General features: G+C 72.0%; 18 protein-coding genes. 9 read left to right on the top strand and 9 right to left on the bottom strand.

Translation table 11 applies throughout. The features are described from left to right. Nucleotides 1–7 precede the first annotated feature (7 nt). Nucleotides 8–595, bottom strand: coding sequence for a DUF1684 domain-containing protein (locus tag ACQRWP_RS05325; protein WP_430501070.1), 588 nt, complete (start codon nt 593–595; stop codon nt 8–10). A 33-nt stretch (nt 596–628) separates the two neighbouring features. After that, entirely contained in the window at nt 629–1,198 is a 570-nt protein-coding gene (locus tag ACQRWP_RS05320; protein ID WP_430501069.1) for a TetR/AcrR family transcriptional regulator, read from the bottom strand. A 59-nt stretch (nt 1,199–1,257) separates the two neighbouring features. Here ACQRWP_RS05320 and ACQRWP_RS05315 point away from each other — a divergent pair, with 59 nt between their 5' ends. Next, nucleotides 1,258–1,746 carry an FBP domain-containing protein gene (locus ACQRWP_RS05315; protein ID WP_430501068.1) on the top strand — a complete coding sequence of 163 codons (489 nt, stop codon included), beginning with the start codon at nt 1,258–1,260 and terminating at the stop codon, nt 1,744–1,746. A 61-nt stretch (nt 1,747–1,807) separates the two neighbouring features. Here the strand turns inward: ACQRWP_RS05315 and ACQRWP_RS05310 are convergent, their stop codons facing one another. Then, nucleotides 1,808–2,341 (bottom strand): GNAT family N-acetyltransferase, encoded by a 534-nt coding sequence (locus ACQRWP_RS05310; protein ID WP_430501067.1) that lies wholly within the window; start codon nt 2,339–2,341, stop codon nt 1,808–1,810. Nucleotides 2,342–2,497: 156 nt separating this feature from the next. Here ACQRWP_RS05310 and ACQRWP_RS05305 point away from each other — a divergent pair, with 156 nt between their 5' ends. Continuing rightward, on the top strand, nt 2,498–2,980 hold the full coding sequence (locus ACQRWP_RS05305; protein ID WP_430501066.1) for a MarR family winged helix-turn-helix transcriptional regulator: 483 nt from the start codon (nt 2,498–2,500) through the stop codon (nt 2,978–2,980). A 10-nt stretch (nt 2,981–2,990) separates the two neighbouring features. Beyond that, a complete protein-coding gene (locus ACQRWP_RS05300) occupies nt 2,991–3,977 on the top strand; it encodes a pirin family protein (RefSeq protein WP_430501065.1) in 987 nt (328 codons plus the stop codon). 64 nt (nt 3,978–4,041) lie between these two features. On the opposite strand, the gene ACQRWP_RS05295 is transcribed toward ACQRWP_RS05300, so the two are convergent. Next, the gene (locus ACQRWP_RS05295) at nt 4,042–4,170 is read right to left on the bottom strand and encodes a hypothetical protein (RefSeq protein ID WP_256441970.1); all 129 of its coding nucleotides are present in this window, start codon (nt 4,168–4,170) and stop codon (nt 4,042–4,044) included. A gap of 134 nt (nt 4,171–4,304) precedes the next feature. Here ACQRWP_RS05295 and ACQRWP_RS05290 point away from each other — a divergent pair, with 134 nt between their 5' ends. Then, nucleotides 4,305–5,894: a phospholipase D family protein gene (locus ACQRWP_RS05290; protein ID WP_430503131.1), complete on the top strand. Its 1,590-nt coding sequence runs from the start codon at nt 4,305–4,307 to the stop codon at nt 5,892–5,894. Here ACQRWP_RS05290 and ACQRWP_RS05285 read toward each other — a convergent pair. Then, entirely contained in the window at nt 5,843–6,592 is a 750-nt protein-coding gene (locus tag ACQRWP_RS05285; RefSeq protein WP_430501064.1) for a hypothetical protein, read from the bottom strand. The genes ACQRWP_RS05290 and ACQRWP_RS05285 overlap by 52 nt on opposite strands. A 379-nt stretch (nt 6,593–6,971) precedes the next feature. On the opposite strand from ACQRWP_RS05285, the gene ACQRWP_RS05280 reads away from it, so the two are divergent. After that, on the top strand, nt 6,972–7,796 hold the full coding sequence (locus tag ACQRWP_RS05280) for a SigB/SigF/SigG family RNA polymerase sigma factor (protein WP_091401616.1): 825 nt from the start codon (nt 6,972–6,974) through the stop codon (nt 7,794–7,796). A gap of 116 nt (nt 7,797–7,912) precedes the next feature. Here ACQRWP_RS05280 and ACQRWP_RS05275 read toward each other — a convergent pair whose 3' ends face one another. Genes ACQRWP_RS05275 through ACQRWP_RS05265 form a run of 3 tightly spaced genes read right to left on the bottom strand, consistent with a single transcriptional unit; the run spans nt 7,913 to nt 10,681 of the window. After that, on the bottom strand, nt 7,913–8,503 hold the full coding sequence (locus tag ACQRWP_RS05275; protein ID WP_430501063.1) for a GNAT family N-acetyltransferase: 591 nt from the start codon (nt 8,501–8,503) through the stop codon (nt 7,913–7,915). Beyond that, nucleotides 8,500–10,008 (bottom strand): APC family permease, encoded by a 1,509-nt coding sequence (locus tag ACQRWP_RS05270; RefSeq protein ID WP_430501062.1) that lies wholly within the window; start codon nt 10,006–10,008, stop codon nt 8,500–8,502. The genes ACQRWP_RS05275 and ACQRWP_RS05270 overlap by 4 nt, the downstream gene beginning before the upstream one ends. Nucleotides 10,009–10,054: 46 nt before the next feature. After that, nucleotides 10,055–10,681: a GOLPH3/VPS74 family protein gene (locus ACQRWP_RS05265; protein WP_430501061.1), complete on the bottom strand. Its 627-nt coding sequence runs from the start codon at nt 10,679–10,681 to the stop codon at nt 10,055–10,057. A 184-nt stretch (nt 10,682–10,865) separates the two neighbouring features. On the opposite strand from ACQRWP_RS05265, the gene ACQRWP_RS05260 reads away from it, so the two are divergent. The 3 genes from ACQRWP_RS05260 to hrpB are packed head-to-tail and all read left to right on the top strand — an operon-like array spanning nt 10,866 to nt 14,501. Then, complete coding sequence (locus ACQRWP_RS05260; RefSeq protein ID WP_430503130.1) at nt 10,866–11,690, top strand: helix-turn-helix domain-containing protein; 825 nt, start codon at nt 10,866–10,868, stop codon at nt 11,688–11,690. A gap of 41 nt (nt 11,691–11,731) precedes the next feature. Continuing rightward, entirely contained in the window at nt 11,732–11,932 is a 201-nt protein-coding gene (locus ACQRWP_RS05255) for a DUF397 domain-containing protein (protein ID WP_430501060.1), read from the top strand. 28 nt (nt 11,933–11,960) lie between these two features. Continuing rightward, complete coding sequence (hrpB, locus tag ACQRWP_RS05250; protein ID WP_430501059.1) at nt 11,961–14,501, top strand: ATP-dependent helicase HrpB; 2,541 nt, start codon at nt 11,961–11,963, stop codon at nt 14,499–14,501. A gap of 8 nt (nt 14,502–14,509) precedes the next feature. Here the strand turns inward: hrpB and ACQRWP_RS05245 are convergent, their stop codons facing one another. Then, the gene (locus ACQRWP_RS05245) at nt 14,510–15,235 is read right to left on the bottom strand and encodes a PP2C family protein-serine/threonine phosphatase (protein ID WP_430501058.1); all 726 of its coding nucleotides are present in this window, start codon (nt 15,233–15,235) and stop codon (nt 14,510–14,512) included. A gap of 272 nt (nt 15,236–15,507) precedes the next feature. Between ACQRWP_RS05245 and ACQRWP_RS05240 the strand changes: the two genes are divergently transcribed. Further along, nucleotides 15,508–18,117 carry a glycoside hydrolase family 9 protein gene (locus ACQRWP_RS05240; protein WP_430501057.1) on the top strand — a complete coding sequence of 870 codons (2,610 nt, stop codon included), beginning with the start codon at nt 15,508–15,510 and terminating at the stop codon, nt 18,115–18,117. Nucleotides 18,118–18,147: the final 30 nt, after the last annotated feature.

Raw genomic sequence — 18,147 nt, 5'->3', positions numbered from 1 at the left:
CGGCCGTTCAGTCGTGGTACGCCAGCTCGCCGGCCCGCAGTGGCACGTCGACCCGGTTCTCCGGTGGTGCCAACGGGCAGGCCCAACGGTCGTCGTAGGCGCAGCTCGGGTTGTAGAGGTAGTTGGCGTCCAACCGGACCCGGTCGCCGGGCAGCAGCTGCACACCCCGGCCGAAGGTGCCCTTCACCGTGTCGGTGAGGTACCGGCCTCCCCCGTAGCTCTCCCGCCCGCAGGTGCCGTCGCGCAGCGGAACGAACAGCCCGCCCCCGTACGCCTCGATCCACCACAGGGTCAGCGGCCCCCATGACGTCTCGGCAACCGCCACCCGGCGGTACGCGATCACCCCGTCCGGGCCGCCGGTGTCGATGCGCAGCTCACCGGTGGCCGATCGCAGGGGCGCCTCGACCACGGCCTCGGGATTGGGCGGGAAGTAGCGCACTCCGGCGAAGCCCTGTCGCTCCGCCACGGGGATCGGGCTCTGCGGGTGGGTGGCGAAGAGTTCGTCACGGCCGGCGCGAAAGCCGGCCAGGTCGACGTCGGACAGGTACAGCCGGGCCACCCGCTCGCGCCAGTCGGCCAGCTCCAGATCATCCACGCCACCGAGCCTATGCCGCGGCGCTGCGGCAGTTCAGGGCGACGGCCAGTTGGTGAGGACGGCGTCGAGGGCGTCCAGGGTGCGTGACCAGGAGTCGTCGGTGGGGCGCGGGGTGTGCCGGAAGCCGCCCGTCTTCTCCAGGCTCACGAACCCGTGGAACGTGCTGTGCATCATCCGCACCGCGTCGGTCTGGTCGGGCTCGGAGAGCCGGTAGCCGCGCAGGATCGCCCGGGTCATCTCGGCGTGCCGGACGCCCGCGCTCGCGGCGGCGGTCTCCGGGTCGAGGTCGATCTGCATGGCGGCGTAGCGGCCCGGGTGCTCCCGCGCGTAGTCGCGGTACGCGTTGGCGAACGCCACCAGCGCGTCCTTGCCGGCCCGACCGGCGAGCGCGGCGGCGACCCGGTCGGCCAGCTCCGCCAGCGCCAGCAGGGCGATCCTGACCCGCAGGTCGTGCGCGTTCTTGAGGTGGAAGTACAGGCTGGCGTCCTTCACCCCGAACTGGCGTGCGAGCGCGGCAACCGTGACGTTCTCCACGCCCACCTCGTCGGCCAGCTCGGCCGCGGCCAGTGTCAGGCGCTCGACGGTCACCTTGGCACGTACCACCCAGCACTCCCCAACCTAGCCGTAATAATCGTTTGCCTAGGAGAGCTAGGCTACTACCTATGTTGGTCCTGACCGAATCCGTCATCCGCGCGTCCTTCGTCAATTGCAGCCGGGGCGAGGCGAAGCGGTTGGCCGTGCCGAATGATCTTGAAATGCGCCCCTGGGACGACCTCGACTTTCTCGGCTGGCGGGATCCCTCCGCGCCGCAGCGGGCCTACCTGGTGGCCGAAACCGACGGCAAGCTGGCCGGGGTGGTGCTGCGGGCCGCGACGCACCAGACGGGGCGTGTACGGCACAGCATGTGCTCGTTCTGCCTGACGACGCACCTCGGCGGAGGCGTCTCGTTGATGACCGCCCCCAAGGCCGGTCCGAGCGGACGGCAGGGCGATTCCGTGGGCACGTACCTGTGCTCCGACCTGGCCTGCTCGCTGTATCTGCGGGGGAAGAAGCACGCCGGGCCCCCCGCGCCCGAGCCTCTGCCCCTGCCGGAGAGGATCGACCGCGTCAGGACCGCCCTCGCGACATTCCTCCGCAAGGTCACCGACTGACGGTTCGAGGCGACCCGCGCGGCCGGGGCCGAAGCGTTTTCGGACCCCGGCCCGCCTGCGGCTAGCGGTCGGTGGCCAGGCGGGCGTGCAGGTGCTCGTCGTAGCGGCGGCCGTCGCCGTACCGGTACGACTCGCGCAGGGTCCCCTCGGCCGGGTAGCCGGCGCGATCGGCGACCCGGCAGGACGCCGGGTTGGCCACCGCGTGGCACAGTTCCACCCGGTGCAGCCCGAGATCCGCAAACGCCCAGTCGGTGAGCCGGACGACGGCGCGGACCGCCACCTGACGCCCCCGTGCCGCGGGCACCGTCCAGTAGCCGATGGACGCGTCGCCGTCGTGGATGCGGTGCAGCGACACCGAGCCGAGCAGTTTGCCGTCGGCCGCGGCGGTGACCGCCATCGAGGCATGACCACCGGTGGACCAGTCGGCCCGGCGACGCACCCAGAGCAGCGCGACCTCGTCGTCGATCGGGTCGCCACCCTGCGGGTTCCACTGGGCGATCGCCGGGTCCCGGAGGGCGTCGCGCACCGACGGGGCGTCCTCGTCTCGCCAGGGGCGCAGCAACAGGTCGGCGGCGGAGAGTTCCACGTGTTCCACGAGGCCGGAGTCTGGCACATCCCGAGGCCTACGCGCCGCCGGTTTACCGCAGATTTCCTTCAAAGCTGCACGATCCGGCGGCCAGTGCGCTCAGAAGTGACCCAGGCAACGCTCAACGGCATTATTTAAATTTTGAAAGAGTGCTATCGTCGTGGCATGACCGAGAGCCTGGACAGCACCCGAGAGGCCGCCTGGCGCGCCTACATCGAGGCCAGCCAGCGTCTCTACACCCAGTTGGAAGAGGATCTGCGGGTCGACAGTGACCTCAGCTTCGCCGACTACCACGTGCTGGTTCTGCTCTCCGAGGCACCCGGGCAGCGGCTGCGGATGGGCGAGCTGGCCAGCCGATTGATCTTCTCGCCCAGCCGCCTCACCTACCAGGTCTCCTCCATGCAGCGTCGTGGCCTGGTCAGCAAGGAGCCCTGCCCGGACGACCGGCGCGGCAGCGAGGCGGTGCTCACCGCCGCCGGGCTGCTCGCCCTGCGGGAAGCCGCACCCCACCATCTGGCCTCGGTGCGTACCCATCTCATGGACGACCTCGACGACGCCGAGGTCGCCTGCCTCACCCGGGTCTTCGACCGGCTCGGCGAGCGCCTGCGGGCATCGCGGGTCAGCTCGACCACCCTCGCCTCACGCTAGGAGCCTCGACATGCCCGCGATCACCGTCGACAACGTCCTCGTCCTGCCCCGCCTGCCCCGACTCGACGAGGCCACCACGATCCGCCCGGTCCGCACGGTGACCACGGCGCCCAGCGGCTTCGAGGGTGAGGGCTTCCCGGTCCGTCGCGCCTTCGCCGGGGTGTCGACCACCGACCTGGACCCGTTCATCCACCTCGACCAGATGGGCGAGGTCGACTACGCGCCGGGCGAGCCCAAGGGCACCCCGTGGCACCCGCACCGCGGCTTCGAGACCGTCACGTACATCATCGACGGCGTCTTCGACCACCAGGACTCCAACGGCGGTGGCGGCACCATCACCGACGGCGACACCCAGTGGATGACGGCGGGCAGCGGCCTGCTGCACATCGAAGCGCCGCCGGAGCACCTGGTGGTGAGCGGCGGGCTCTTCCACGGCACCCAGCTGTGGGTCAACCTGCCCCGCTCGGCCAAGATGAACCCGCCCCGCTACCAGGACATCCGGGGTCGGGAGTCGGCGCTGCTCACCACGCCCGACGGCGGCGCGCTGATCCGGGTCATCGCCGGCGAGGTCGCGGGGCACCGCGGCCCGGGTTCGACCTTCACCCCGATCACCATCACGCACGTCACCGTGCAGCCGGGCGCGCAGGTCGACCTGCCCTGGCGGCCCGACTTCAACGCCCTGGTGTACGTGCTGGGCGGCCGCGGCACGGTCGGCACCGACCGGCGGCCGGTGCGTACCGGCCAGCTCGCGGTGCACGGCCCGGGTGACGCGCTGCGGTTCAGCGCCGACACCGCGCAGGACAGCAACACCCCGGCACTGGACCTCTACATCATGGGTGGTCAGCCGATCCGGGAGCCGGTGGCACAGTACGGCCCGTTCGTGATGAACACCCGGGACGAGCTGCTCAAGGCATTCGAGGACTTCCAGGCCGGTCGCCTCGGCGTGATCCCCACCGAGCGGCTCCCGCACACCGGCGGCCAGGGCACCCGCCCCTGACGACGGTCGACCGCTGAGTTCGGCGCCGACGCCTCCGGTTCATCCCGCGGGCGTCGGCGCCGCCTCAGGAGACCGCAAAAATCCCGGCGACACCCAGAATCACCATCACCAACACCGCTACCAGCGCACCCCGTTCGCTCTCCACCGCCGGCTCGCGGTTCTCGGTCACGGGATTCGTCGTGTCGCGGGGCATAGTGTGGCCTCCTCGGCTGTTGTCGCGTCGCTTCCGATGGCGTTGGCCAGGTCACCGGTATGCCGGCCTGGCGTGCGGACCCGCGTCGGGGGTCCTACCGTGAGGACGTTGCCGACCTCCAGGGGGGCTGGACGGTGCCGTTGCAGGACTGGTTTCTCACCGCGGAGGAACGTGCCAACCCGGTCTCTGGCATACCCGTCTGGACCACGGGAAACCTCGCCGAGCCGTTGATTCACGGTGCCGCGTACTTCGCCCGACTGGTCGACGAGGTCGAGGCCCTGGGCCCCGGCGACCACCTGTTCTTCACCGACTGGCGGGGTGACCCGGACCAGCGGCTGCGCCCGGACGGTCCGACGGTGGCCCAACTCTTCGCGCAGGCCGCGCAGCGCGGTGTGGTGGTCAAGGGGTTGATCTGGCGCTCGCACCTCGACGTCCTGGCGTACAGCGAGGTGGAGAACCGCGACCTCAGCGAGACGATCTCGGCCGCCGGTGGCGAGGTGCTGCTGGACCAACGGGTCCGGCGCGGCGGCTCGCACCATCAGAAGCTCGTGGTGCTGCGGCACCAGGGCGCCCCCGAGCGGGACGTCGCTTTCGCCGGCGGGATCGACCTGTGTCACAGCCGCCGCGATGACGCCGCGCACCACGGCGACCCCCAGCCGGTGCAGATGTCCCCCCGGTACGGACCCAATCCGCCCTGGCACGACGTACAGCTCGCGGTGCGCGGTCCGGTGGTCGGCGCGTTGGACACCCTGTTCCGGGAACGCTGGACCGACCCGATGCCGCTGGACTCGGAGAACCCGATGGCCTACCTGCGCGATCGGCTGCGCGGCTCGGACCTGCGCCCCGACCCGCTGCCCGAGCAGCCGGCCGATCCGCCGCCCTGCGGTCCGCACCAGATCCAGGTGCTGCGCACCTACCCCGCTGTCCGTCCCCGCTACTCGTTCGCACCGAACGGCGAGCGGACCGTGGCCCGGGGTTACACCAAGGCGGTGCGCCGAGCCCGCCGGCTGATCTACCTGGAGGATCAGTACCTCTGGTCGGCCGAGGTGGCGGACCTGTTCGCGCACGCGCTGCGGGACAACCCGGACCTGCACCTGATCGCCGTCGTTCCCCGCCACCCGGACGTGGACGGCAAGCTGGCGTTGCCGCCGAACATGGTCGGGCGCGAGCAGGCCCTGTCGCTGTGTGAGCGGGCCGCACCGGACCGGGTGCACGTGTTCGACGTGGAGAACCACGCCGGCGACCCGGTCTACGTGCACGCGAAGGTCTGCGTGGTCGACGACGTGTGGGCCAGCGTGGGCAGCGACAACTTCAACCGGCGGTCCTGGACGCACGACAGCGAGTTGTCCTGCGCGGTGCTCGACGACACCCCGGACCAGCGGGAGCCCACCGACCCCGCTGGGCGGGGCGACGGCGCGCGGAGCTTCGCCCGGGACCTGCGACTGCGGCTGTGGCGCGAGCACCTGGACCGCGACCCGGACGGCGCCGACGACGCCGACCTGCTGGATCCGGCGGACGCCGTCGCGGCCGTCACGGCCGCCGCCGACGCGCTACAGCAGTGGTACGACGACGGCCAGGTGGGAGAACGGCCGCCCGGGCGGCTGCGCCCGCACCGCCCCGAGCGGTTGCCGTGGTACACCCGGGCCTGGGCGCTGCCGGTGTACCGGCTGGTCTACGACCCGGACGGCAGGCCGCTGCGCGCGAGGCTGGCCGGCACCTGGTGAAGCGGTCGGGCCGGCTCCGGCGCGGCGACCGCGTGCACGTTCAGCCCGCCGGGGTAGGCGAACGACGAGCGCGGTGAGTAGTAGCCGAAGCCGATGGTCAGCGGGTTGGCCGGGCGCAGCGCGTACATCGGGTGGCCGGGCTGGAGGAACTCCACCGACTCGATCTCGAACGGGGCGACCGGCTCGGCGACGAACGGGTACGCCGAGCTGAGCAACTGGCCGTCGCGCCGTGTGAAGTAGCGGTGGTGCCCACTGCTGATCACGTGCCCGGTCTCCCCCACCCGACACCGGGCCCGAATCAACGGCGTGCCGTCGATCTCCGTCTCGGAGAGCAGGTCCTCGCCGTTCACGTCGATCCGGGTGCGCCCGGCGAGCACCGGGGCGCCGCGAGCGACGGCGTACTCACGGACCCGCCGGCTGGAGGCCACGTAGTGGGTCCACCAGCCACCGGCGTTGAGGCCGCCGGGCGCGTCGACGCCCAGGAGCGAGACGCCGAGGTAGGTCAGCGAGTACGCGCCGAAGCCGGAGGTCTGCGTCTCGTCGTCGACGATGTACTGGTTGAGGAAGACCTGCCGGTCGGGACGGGGGCAGAGCCCGGGGGGGACCAGCGCGGCGACCGCGTCGGGATCCGCCGGCAGCCAGCTGAAGTAGAGGGTGCGACTGTTCACGACAAGCTGGGGAGCGGCTGGATCGAGCACGGTGCCTCCGAACCGGGTGTGTACACGCGACGCTACGGCCGGTCCCACCAGCGGGACAAGGACGGATAGTCGACACTCCTGGCGACTTGTCGGATTTCATGTTGACCAGTCGACGTGACCCGTGGGCCGATCGGCCGAACCGGTCGGCCGACCGGGCAGCGGACCGGGCAGCGGGAGCAACGGGTAAGGATCCTCACAGCCACCCCAACTTCCGCGCCATTTGCACTTTTTGTGCCTCGACACACCTTAAGTCCATCAACCTTTCGGCTAGATTTCTGGGAGACGATCAGGTTAAGGTGACTCCCGAACGGCCTACTGGAAGCTAAACCAAAGCGTCACGTCTTTTTCGTCAGCGGACGAGGTGCAGGGAGGACCACCCATGACCGCGCCAACGATCACCGAGCAGCCGAGCGCCGCCGTCAAGGCCACCACCAAGCTCGACCCGCGCGCTCTCACCGACAGCGCCGCCGACCTGCTCAACGCGATGGCGGCGCTGCCCGCCAACCACCCGTCGCGCGCCGCGCTGCGGGACCGGGCGATCGAGGCCTGGCTGCCGCTCGCCAACCACCTGGCCCACCGCTACAGCGGGCGCGGCGAGCCGAACGACGACCTGGCGCAGACCGCCGCGATCGGCCTGATCAAGGCCATCGACAAGTTCGACCCCGAGCGCGGTGTCGACTTCGCCGGTTACGCGATCCCCACCATCATCGGCGAGCTCAAGCGGCACTTCCGCGACCGCACCTGGGACATCCGGGTGCCCCGCCGGCTCCAGGAGCTGCGGCTGGCCATCTCCGACGCCAACAGCTCGCTCCTGCAGACCCTCGGCCGCTCGCCGACGGTCGCCGACATCGCCGCGCACCTCAAGCTCACCGAGGAAGAGGTGCTGGAGGGCCTGGAAGGCGCCCGCGCGTACAACGCGGTGTCGCTGTCCACCCCGACCGGCGACGGCGAGCGCGCCACCGAGCTGGGCGACATGCTCGGCGGCGAGGACAGCGAGTTCGAGCTGGCTGAGCTGCGGGTCGCCCTCGGCCCGGCGCTGGCCACCCTCGACGAGCGCGAGCAGAAGATCCTCACGCTGCGCTTCTACGGCAACCTGACCCAGTCGCAGATCGCCGACCAGATCGGTGTCTCGCAGATGCACGTCTCGCGGCTGCTGACCCGGGCACTGACCAAGCTGCGCGGCCAGCTCGACGGCACGTACTGACCAGTTCACCAGCGGAGGGCCGGGTCCCATGGACCCGGCCCTCCGTGCTGTCCGTGCTGTCACGTGAGCGTTACAGTGCAACCACAGGGCGTGCTGGTCGCGTCGACCTGACCAGCTCAGCGCCCGACCGGCTCCCGCCACATCGGCCAGAACGGCGTGCCGTCGGGCACCCGGAACGGCTCGCCGGCCAGGTAGCCGTGCTTCGCGTACAGGTCCCGGCTGCGCGGGCTGCTCGCCTCCAGGTACGCCGGCATCCCGTTGGCGTCCAGCCAGGCGTGGTGGTGCCGCATCAACGCGCTCCCCAAGCCCTGCCCCTGCCGGTCGGGCCGGGTTGCCAGGAACGCGAGGTGGTGGTGGTCCGGGTGCGGGTGGTTCGCCGCGAACAGCTCGTCGAGGTGCTGGAACCGGTCGGTCCACTCGCCACAGGCGGCGGCCAGTCGGGCGTCGTAATCCGCCGGCGGCGGCGCCGGTTCGCCGACCGAGGGAAACCAGACCGCGACCGAGGCCCGGTCCGCGGTGGCGTGGACCATGCCGTGCCGCATCGCGTGCGCGACCAGTATCTCGAAGTCGCCGGCCAGCACGGCCTCCCGCTTGCTCGCGTCCGGGACCAGCCAGTACGTCACCTCCAGGACGGTGAACGCCTCGGCGATCCGACCCGCCACGAGGGCGGTCTCCTCCGGTCCGAGCTGCTCGATGACCACGCTCATCGGGTCACCTCCACGGCGGCCGGCGCCTCCGGCTTGACGGCGGCGGCGCTCGCCGCGCCCAGGCCGATCCGGGCGTACGTGTCCGGGCGGTTGCTGCGCAGCAGCAGGGCCCAGCCGATGCCCAGCAGGGCGGCCACCGGGTACGCGGCGGGAAGCGCCCAGCGCAGCGTGGAGTCCGGCGCAACGCCGAGCAGGTTGGCGAAGTTCGACACGGCCAACCAGATGATCACGAAGAGTGCGATGGTGGCCAGGCCGGGCGCGATGGCCCGTCGCCAGAGGTTCTCGCCCCCGGCGGAGCGGGCGAAGTAGGCGATCACCGCCACCGAGGTGGTGGCGATCAGCAGCAGGACGCCGAAGCCGCCGGTGGTGCCGACCCAGAAGAAGAGCTGGACCACCGGGTCCCAGTCGTTGATCGCGTACAGCAGGATGACCAGCAGTCCGAGGACGCTCTGCGCCACCGAGGCGGCCCGTGGCGCCCCGGTACGGGCCGAGGTCTGCCCGAACACGGCCGGCAGCACCCGCTCCCGACCGAGCGCGAAGGTGTAGCGGGCCGTGGTGTTGTGGAACGAGATCATCGCGGCGAGCACCGAGGTCAGGAAGAGCACCTGCCCGATGGTGACCGCGGTGTCGCCGAGTTGTGCGGCGGCCAGGTTGAAGATGAGCCCGACGCTCTGCTCGCCGGCTTCGGCGACGATCTGGTCCTGCCCGACCGCGACGGTCATGGTCCAGGACGACAGCGCGTACAGCCCGGCGATGATCGCCACCGAGAGGTAGGTGGCCAGCGGCACCGTTCGCTTCGGGTCCTTGCTCTCCTCGCTGAAGACCACCGCCGACTCGAAGCCGACGAAGCCGAGGACGGCGAGCACCAGCACCGCGCCGACCCCCGGCACGAAGAGGTTGTCCGGTGAGAACGAGGCGAAGCTGACCTCACCGTTGGCCGGGTTGCCGAGCTGTCCCAGGTCGAAGACGAGGACTACCACGATCTCGGCGACCAGCAGCGCGGCCAGGACCATGCCGTTGAGGTCGACTCGGAGCAGGCCGAGCAGGCCGACCAACGCCCACGCCACCAGGGCCACGACGGCCCAGTGCGGGTGTCCGCCGAAGAGCCGGTCGAGCACCGGCTCGGCCGCCACGCCGATGGTGCCGTACAGCCCGACCTGGAGCGCGTTGTACGCGATCAGCGCGACCCAGGCGGCGCCCACGCCGGCCGGTCGGCCGAGCCCCCGGGAGATGTAGGCGTAGAAGGCGCCGGCGTTCTCCACCCGGCGGGACATCGCCACGTAACCCACCGAGAACAGCGCGAGCACCGCGGCGATCAGCAGGAAGGCCAGCGGGATTCCGGTCACCCCGATGACGCCGTAGCCGGTGGTGACGACGCCGGCCACCACGGTCAACGGCGCGGCGGCGGAGAGGACGAAGAAGATGACCGACGGGATGCCGAGGCGGCCTCGGGCCAGGGCTTCGGAGACGTTGCTGGGTCGGTCGACTGTCGATGTCGGGGGCATACGACTACTCCGATTGTCGAGGGGAGGGTTGGGGGTTACCGGGGGATCAGGGGATGCCGCGCAGCACGGCGGCGCCGACGGCGGCCTCGGTGTGCCCGACGAGTTCCTTGAGGGGTGCCGGCAGCGCGGGGATGAGGACGTTCAACCGGTGGTGCGCGCGGGGGCCGGCGCTCCACAGCACCTCGCGGGTCAGTCCGGCGGCCACGACCAGGCCGAGCAGCAGGGCGTCCGGCACGCCCGGTGGGTCCGGCCGGTCCAGCAGGGCCCGTAGGCGGGTGGCCGGCCAGGCCACCGCGTTGAGGTCGATCGGCAAGTAGCTGACCGAGGTACGCAGCAGCCGGCGGCTCTCCTGGCGGCGCAGCACCCCGGCGCGGGCCAGTCGTTCTCCCACCGAGGCCGTCGCGCTCTGCGCCAGGAAGCTCAGCCAGGTACGCAGTTCCCGGTGCTGGGCCTCGCCGACCAACTGGTCCAGCACGGTGTGCGCCAGGGCATCGGCCGGCGGGCGTCGGTCGATGACGGTGACCTGCCCGCCCGTCACGGTGATGTGTCCATAAAGGATCAGTTCACCGAGGAGCCCGCCGGCCAGCCCGAGCCCGGTCGCCGCCGGGTGCAGTTTGGCCTTGCCACGACTGTCGTTGTGTGCGATCAGGAAGAACTCGTCGGCGATGAGCAACGGTCCTCCCCGCACAGGTATGTCCACAGTGATCGCGACCGGGAAAGGATGCACCGACAGCTACTGCAACGCAACTCCCAGATTTGAAAGTTGCACTCCGTGCATCCGCGACCTGCGGATCTTGTCGTGGCAGACTCGGACGGTGACCGCCACTCCCACCATCCGACCCGCCGCCAGCCCGACCGTGCGGCGCCGCCGCATCGCGCGGGAACTCCGCCAACTCCGGGAACGCGCGGGCATGACCCTCGATGTGGCCGCCCGTCAGCTCGACATGTCGAAGAGCAACCTCTCCCGGATCGAGACCGCGCAGATCGGCATCAAACCGCGCGACGTCCGGGCCGCCCTCGCGCTGTACGAGGTGACCGGTTCGGATGCCGAAGCGTTGATCGAGATCGCCCGGGGGGCACAGCAGCGCGGCTGGTGGCAGAACTACAGCGACGTGCTCCCCGAGTGGTTCGAGTTCTACGTCGGGCTGGAGGCGGAGGCGGCGGCGCTGCGCACGTACGAGGCCGAGTCGGTGCCCGGGCTGTTGCAGACCGAGGCGTACGCCCGGGAGATCTTCCGGCGCACCGCCGGCGAGGACGGTCTGGAGCGCAAGATCGCCGCCCGACTGCGCCGGCAGGAGGTGCTGCGCCGCGAGGACCCGGTCGATCTGTCGGTGATCCTCAACGAGGCAGTGCTCCTGCGCCCGGTCGGCGGCGCCGCGGTGATGGCCGAACAACTGGTCCACATGAGCCGGATCGCGCAGCTACCCAACGTGACAATCCAGGTACTTCCCTTCACGGCCGGCGGGCATCCCGCGATGAGCACCCCGTACGTGATCCTCAACTTCGCCGAGGCCGCCGACGCGTCCGTGGTTTACCTGGATAACCTCACGATGGGGCTGGCTCTGGAGGAAGCCGATCATGTGCTCGGGTATAGCCTTCTGCACGAGGAGCTGTGCCGGATGGCGCTCGATCCGACGGCGTCGTTGACCCGTCTTGAGCATGCTTCTCGTAACTTTGCGTGACCGCTTCTGCGGCACGCCGACGCAGACGAGAGGTACCGCGGATGACGGCGTACGACCTGACCCGAGCGGACTGGCGCACCAGCACGCGCAGCAGCGGCAACGGCAACTGCGTGGAGGTCGCGACAGTCGACGGTCAGGTCGCCGTCCGGGACAGCAAGGACCGCCCCGGCCCGGTGCTCGCCTTCGGCGCGGCGGCCTGGCGGGCCTTCGTGCTCGGCGTCGGCGAGGTCCGTCGCTCCTGACGCACCCGTGTCGGTGCGAGACTGGGCCGTGCTCTCCGACGTAACCCTTGACCTGCCGGTCCGTCCGGTGCTGCCGGCGCTGATCGCGGCACTCGACGCGGCCGGCGCCGGTGTGCTGGTGGCCCCGCCGGGCACCGGCAAGACCACCCTCGCGCCGCTGGCCGTGGCCGACCGGGTGACCGGTCGGGTGGTGATCGCCCAACCCCGCCGGGTGGCGGCCCGTGCCGCTGCCCGGCGCATGGCCGAGCTGCTCGGCGAGCGGGTCGGTGAGCGGGTCGGCTACGCGGTACGCGGCGAGCGGCGGGTCGGCCCGGCCACCCGGATCGAGGTGGTCACCACCGGCCTTCTGGTCCGCCGGCTGCACCACGACCCGGAGCTGCCCGGCACGGGTGCCGTGCTGCTCGACGAGTGCCACGAACGCCAACTCGACGCCGACCTCGCGCTGGCCTTCACAGTGGAGGCGCGCGCCACCCTCCGGCCGGACCTGTGGCTGCTGGCCATGTCGGCGACCCCGGACACCGACCGGTTCGCCGCGCTGCTGGGCGGGCCCACCCCGGCCCCGGTCGTACGGGCCGACTCGGCGTTGCATCCGGTGCAGCGGATCTGGGTGCCCCCGGCGCGCCCGATCGCCCCGCCCGGGGCCGGGCCGGTGGACCGGGCCCTGCTCGACCACGTGGCCGCCACCGTCCGGCGGGCGCTGCGCGAGCACGACGGCGACGTGCTCGTCTTCCTGCCCGGGGCCGGCGAGATCGCGGCGGTCACCGGCCGGCTGGCCGACCTGCGGGACGCGGTCGCGCTGCTGCCGCTGCACGGCCGTCAACGCGGCGCCGAGCAGGACGCCGCGCTGCGTCGCGCGGACCGACGGCGGGTGGTGCTGGCCACCGCGCTGGCCGAGACCAGTCTGACCGTCCCGGGTGTGCGGATCGTGGTGGACGCCGGGCTGTCCCGGGTACCCCGGATCGACCTGGCCCGTGGGCTCGGCGCGCTGGTCACCGTGCCGGTCTCCCGCGCCGCCGCCACCCAGCGGGCTGGCCGGGCCGGCCGGGAGGCCCCCGGGTACGTCTACCGCTGCTGGTCGGCGGCGACCCATGAGCGGCTGCCCGCCCGCGCCGAGCCGGAGATCGCCACCGCCGACCTGACCGGTTTCGCGTTGGAGCTGGCCGCCTGGGGCCGACCGGACGGCGTCGGGCTCGCGTTGCCCGACGCGCCGCCGGTCGCCGCGATGACGGTGGCCCGGGACACCCTGGAGACCCTGGGCGCGGTCGACGTCGACGGTCGGATCACGGCGCGGGGGCGGTCGATCGCCGCGGCCGGGGCGCACCCACGGCTGGCCCGGGCGCTGCTCGACGGCGCCGGTCGGGTCGGCGCCGACCGGGCCGCCGAGGTGGTCGCCCTGCTCGCCGAGGAGAGCGCGGCCGGCCCCGGTGATGATCTGGTCGCCGGTTGGCGTCGGCTGCGCACCGGCGTGGACGCGGGCGCGACCGCCCGCTGGCGCACCGAGGTACGCCGGCTGCGGGCCGCGCTGCCTGCCGGCACCCCGCCGAAGGGCCGCGCCGACGCCACCGGCCACACCGGCTCGGGTGGGCTGAGCGACGATCTCGCCGCCGGGCTGCTCGTCGGTCTGGCGTACCCGGAACGGTTGGCCCGGGTGCGGCGGCCGGGCGGCTCGGCGTACCTGATGACCGGCGGGACCGCAGCGGAGCTGGCGGCCGGCTCGGGGCTGGCCGGGTCCGACTGGCTGGCGGTGGCGGTCGCGGACCGCACCCCCGGCGCGCCGTCGGCCCGGATCCGCCGGGCCTCCCCGGTGGACGAGGCGACGGCCCGGGAGGCGGCCGGTCCGTTGCTGCGCACCGACCGCGAGGTCGGCTGGTCCGACGGGGACGTGGTGGCCCGGGAGGTGACCCGGCTGGGCGCGATCGAGCTGGTCCAGCGGCGGCTGGACCGGCCGGACCGGGCGGAGGTGGCCGCCGCGTTGCTGACCGGCCTGCGCCAGGACGGGCTGGGCCTGTTGCAGTGGACGCCGGCGGCGCGGGCGCTGCGCGAGCGGCTCGCGTTCCTCCGGCACCACCTGGGCGAGCCGTGGCCGGAGGTCGGCGACGACTCGTTGCTCGACGCCGCGCCGAGTTGGCTGGGCCCGGAGCTGGCCGCCGCGCGACGCCGGGCCGACCTGGCGCGAGTGGACGTGTCGTCGGCGCTGCGTCGGTTGCTGCCGTGGGCGCAGGCCGCCCGCCTCGACGAGCTGGCCCCGGAGCGGATCGAGGTGCCGAGTGGTTCTCGAATCCGGTTGGACTACGGCGACCCGGCAGCGCCGGTGCTCGCCGTGAAGCTCCAGGAGACGTTCGGTTGGCCGGCGGCCCCCCGCATCGCCGACGGTCGGGTGCCGGTGTTGCTGCACCTGCTCTCCCCCGCCGGCCGCCCGGTGGCGGTCACCGCCGACCTGGCGTCGTTCTGGCGTACCGGCTATCCGCAGGTCCGCTCCGAGCTGCGCGGGCGCTATCCCCGGCACCCGTGGCCGGAGGACCCGGGAACGGCGGCACCCACCCGGCACGCCACGCCGCGCCGGCGCTGAGCGTCGGTCTACTCCTCGACGACGTCGGCCACCACGACTGTGACGTTGTCCGGCGCGCCGGCGTGCAGGGCCAGGTCGATCAGCTTGGCGGCGCAGGCGTCCCGGTCCGGATAGCCGCTGAGCACCTCGGTGAGGGTGTCCGGGCGGACCACGTTGGAGAGGCCGTCGCTGCACAGCAGCCATCGGTCGCCGGCCCGGGGCACCATGGTCGCGTACGACGGGGAGACCTCTTCGCCCTGCAACGCCTGGGTGACCACAGCCCGGCGCGGGTGGCTGCTGGCCTGGTCCGCGGTGATCACGCCCTGATCCACCAGCATCTGGACGAACGTGTCGTCCCGGGTGACCTGCTTGAGCACGCCCTCGCGGTACAGGTAGGCCCGGGAGTCGCCGACGTGCGCGAGCGCCAGGCAGCTGCCGGTACGGGCGAAGAGCAGGGCGGTCAGCGTGGTGCCCATGCCCTGGCGCTCGGGATCCTCGGCGACCGCCTGTCGGATCCGGGAGGTGGCCAGTGCGATGCCACCTTCGAGCGCGGCCACCAGGGCGTCCTCGGGTGTCTCCACGTCCAGCGGGGCGACCGCGTCGATGGTGAGGGCGCTGGCCAGGTCGCCGGCGGCCATTCCGCCCATGCCGTCGGCGACGGCGACGAGCCAGGTGCCGGCGTGCAGGGCGTCCTGGTTTCCGCTGCGGATCAGCCCACGGTCGCTCGTTCCCACGGAACGCAGCTTCAGGGTCATGGGAGGCAGCCTGCCAGGCGAAGGGCGCAGTTGTCTCTAGGAGATCAGGACGCCGGCGCGTGGCGCGGCCAATCTCACGTCCGGGTGGCGGCGCGTCGGGGGATGCCAGTCGGGCTGACCGCCCTCGTCGGATACTGAAACCCATCCAACCAGATCAATTGACATGGCGTACCGGCACTGGAAACATCGAGCCGATACCTGGGAGCGCTCCCAGGTCTTTTCCGCACCACCGTGCCACCACCGTCCCACTTTCCGTCCCGGAAGGACTCCCCGTGACGCCATCCCGACGCCGCCTGCTGTTGGCTGCGGCGACCACTCTGGCCCTCACCGGCGCGGGCGCCGGCGCGGCCCACGCCGCCCCACCGCCGGACGCCCCCGAGCAGATCGACAACGGCGACTTCAGCGCCGGGGTGAGCCCCTGGTTCTCCTTCGGCACCGGCGCGCTGGCGGTCACCGACGGCCAGCTCTGCACCACCGTCGCGGGCGGGCTCGCCAACCCGTGGGACGCCGGCATCGGCCAGGACGGCGTGCCGCTGATCGCCGGCGCCGAATACACCCTCGGCTTCGCGGTCTCCGCCACCCCCGGCGCCGCGGTCAAGGCCGTGTTGCAGCTCGGCAGCGCCCCGTACACCACGTACGCGGCCGTGGACGCCACCGCGACCGGCACCCTCCAGCGGGTCGAGCAGACCTTCACCGTCCCGGACGACAACCCCAGCGCCCAACTGATCTTCCAGGTCGGCGGTTCGGCCCAGGCGCAGACCATCTGCCTGGACGACGTCTCGCTGCGCGGCGGCGAGCCGCCCGAGCCGTACGAGCCGGACACCGGGCCACGGGTGCGCGTCAACCAGGTCGGCTACCTTCCCGGCGGCCCGAAGAACGCCACGGTCGTCACCGAGGCCACCGAAGCGCTGCCCTGGCAGCTACGCAGCGCGGCCGGCGCCGTCGTGGCCAGTGGCACCACCACCGCTCGCGGTGTCGACGCCGCCTCCGGGCAGAACGTGCAGACCGTCGACTTCTCCAGCTACCGCACCCCCGGCACCGGGCTCACGCTCACCGTGGACGGCGAGACGAGCCACCCGTTCGACATCTCCGGCGCCCTCTACGACCAGCTGCGCTCCGACTCGTTGCAGTTCTTCTACGCCCAGCGCAGCGGCATCGCCATCGACGGTGACCTGATCGGCGACGAGTACGCCCGACCCGCCGGCCACCTCGGCGTCGCCCCCAACCAGGGCGACACCAACGTGCCCTGCCAGCCGGGTGTCTGCGACTACTCCCTGGACGTGCGCGGCGGTTGGTACGACGCCGGCGACCACGGCAAGTACGTGGTCAACGGCGGCATCGCCACCTACCAACTGTTGAACACCTTCGAACGGACCAGGACGGCGGCCACCGCCAACGGCGGCGCCGAACTCGCCGACGGCACGTTGCGGGTGCCCGAGCGCGACAACGGGGTGCCGGACATCCTCGACGAGGCCCGCTGGGAGCTGGAGTTCCTGCTGCGCATGCAGGTGCCCGCGGGCAAGCCGCTCGCCGGCATGGTCCACCACAAGATCCACGACCAGAACTGGACCGGGCTGCCCCTCGCCCCGCACGACGACCCACAGCCGCGCGAGCTGCACCCGCCGTCGACCGCGGCCACCCTCAACCTCGCCGCCACCGCCGCCCAGTGCGCCCGGCTCTTCGCCCCTTACGACGCGGCGTTCGCGACCCGCTGCGGCACTGCCGCGAAGACCGCCTACGCCGCGGCCAAGGCCCACCCGGCGGTGTACGCCAGCCCGACCGACGGCACCGGCGGCGGCGCGTACGACGACAGCAACGTCACCGACGAGTTCTACTGGGCGGCGGCCGAGCTGTACCTGACCACCGGGGCGCAGAACTACCTGGCCGACGTGACCGCCTCACCGCACCACACCGGAAACGTGTTCGACGCGCGGGGCTTCGGCTGGCAGAGCGTGGCCGCGCTGGGCCGCCTCGACCTGGCCACCGTGCCGAACGGGCTACCCGCCGCCGACCTGGCCCGGGTCCGCGCCTCGGTCACCGCCGCCGCCGACACGTACCTCGCCGAGCTGCGCCAGCAGGCGTACGGGCTGCCGATGCCCGGTGACGCCAACAGCTACTTCTGGGGCGGCAACAGCAACGTCATCAACAACGCCGTGGTGCTGGCCACCGCGTTCGACCTGACCCGCAACCCCGTCTACCGCGACGGCGCCGTACAGGCCATGGACTACATCCTCGGTCGCAACGCCCTGAACATCTCCTACGTCACCGGATGGGGAGAGCACGCCGCGCAGAACCAGCACAGCCGGATCTTCGGCCACCAGCTCGACCCGAACCTGCCCCGACCGCCCGCCGGCTCCCTCGCCGGTGGCCCGAACGCGGCCCTCCAGGACCCGTTCGTGGCGCAACTGCTCGCCGGCTGCAAGCCGATGTTCTGCTACGTCGACGACATCAACTCGTACTCGACCAACGAGGTGGCGATCAACTGGAACTCCGCGCTGGCCTGGATCTCCTCGTTCCTGGCCGACCAGGGTGACGCCGGCGCAGTGCCGGCCACCACCTGCACGGCGCGCTACACCAACTACGGCGCCTGGCAGGGCGGCACCGGGTTCACCGGGCAGCTGACCATCCAGAACACGGGCACCACGGCCATCAACGGCTGGAGCGTGCGCTTCGCGTTCACCGGTGACCAGCGGGTACGCGAGGCGTGGCTGGCGAAGGTCGCCCAGTCCGGCGCGACGGTGACCGCGCGCAACGAGTCGTACAACGCCAAGATCGCACCCGGCGGCACTGTGACATTCGGCTTCAACGCGACGACAGGCGGCGGCGCGAACCCGAGCCCCGGCCTGGTCACGGTCAACGGAGCGGCCTGCTCACTGACCTGACCGACGTCCTGGTGGCCGCCCGGGGAAGGC

This window comes from Micromonospora trifolii (assembly GCF_050516465.1).
Taxonomy (GTDB): Bacteria; Actinomycetota; Actinomycetes; order Mycobacteriales; family Micromonosporaceae; genus Micromonospora; species Micromonospora trifolii.
This window is presented reverse-complemented; position numbering and strand designations above follow the sequence as displayed.

What these genes read in the sequence shown, in the direction of transcription:
- ACQRWP_RS05315 (WP_430501068.1), top strand. Translation starts at nt 1,258, where the DNA reads ATGTTGGTCCTGACCGAATCCGTCATCCGCGCGTCCTTCGTCAATTGC.
- ACQRWP_RS05305 (WP_430501066.1), top strand. Translation starts at nt 2,498, where the DNA reads ATGACCGAGAGCCTGGACAGCACCCGAGAGGCCGCCTGGCGCGCCTAC.
- ACQRWP_RS05300 (WP_430501065.1), top strand. Translation starts at nt 2,991, where the DNA reads ATGCCCGCGATCACCGTCGACAACGTCCTCGTCCTGCCCCGCCTGCCC.
- ACQRWP_RS05295 (WP_256441970.1), bottom strand. Translation starts at nt 4,170, where the DNA reads ATGCCCCGCGACACGACGAATCCCGTGACCGAGAACCGCGAGCCGGCG.
- ACQRWP_RS05280 (WP_091401616.1), top strand. Translation starts at nt 6,972, where the DNA reads ATGACCGCGCCAACGATCACCGAGCAGCCGAGCGCCGCCGTCAAGGCC.
- ACQRWP_RS05275 (WP_430501063.1), bottom strand. Translation starts at nt 8,503, where the DNA reads ATGAGCGTGGTCATCGAGCAGCTCGGACCGGAGGAGACCGCCCTCGTG.
- ACQRWP_RS05270 (WP_430501062.1), bottom strand. Translation starts at nt 10,008, where the DNA reads ATGCCCCCGACATCGACAGTCGACCGACCCAGCAACGTCTCCGAAGCC.
- ACQRWP_RS05255 (WP_430501060.1), top strand. Translation starts at nt 11,732, where the DNA reads ATGACGGCGTACGACCTGACCCGAGCGGACTGGCGCACCAGCACGCGC.
- ACQRWP_RS05245 (WP_430501058.1), bottom strand. Translation starts at nt 15,235, where the DNA reads ATGACCCTGAAGCTGCGTTCCGTGGGAACGAGCGACCGTGGGCTGATC.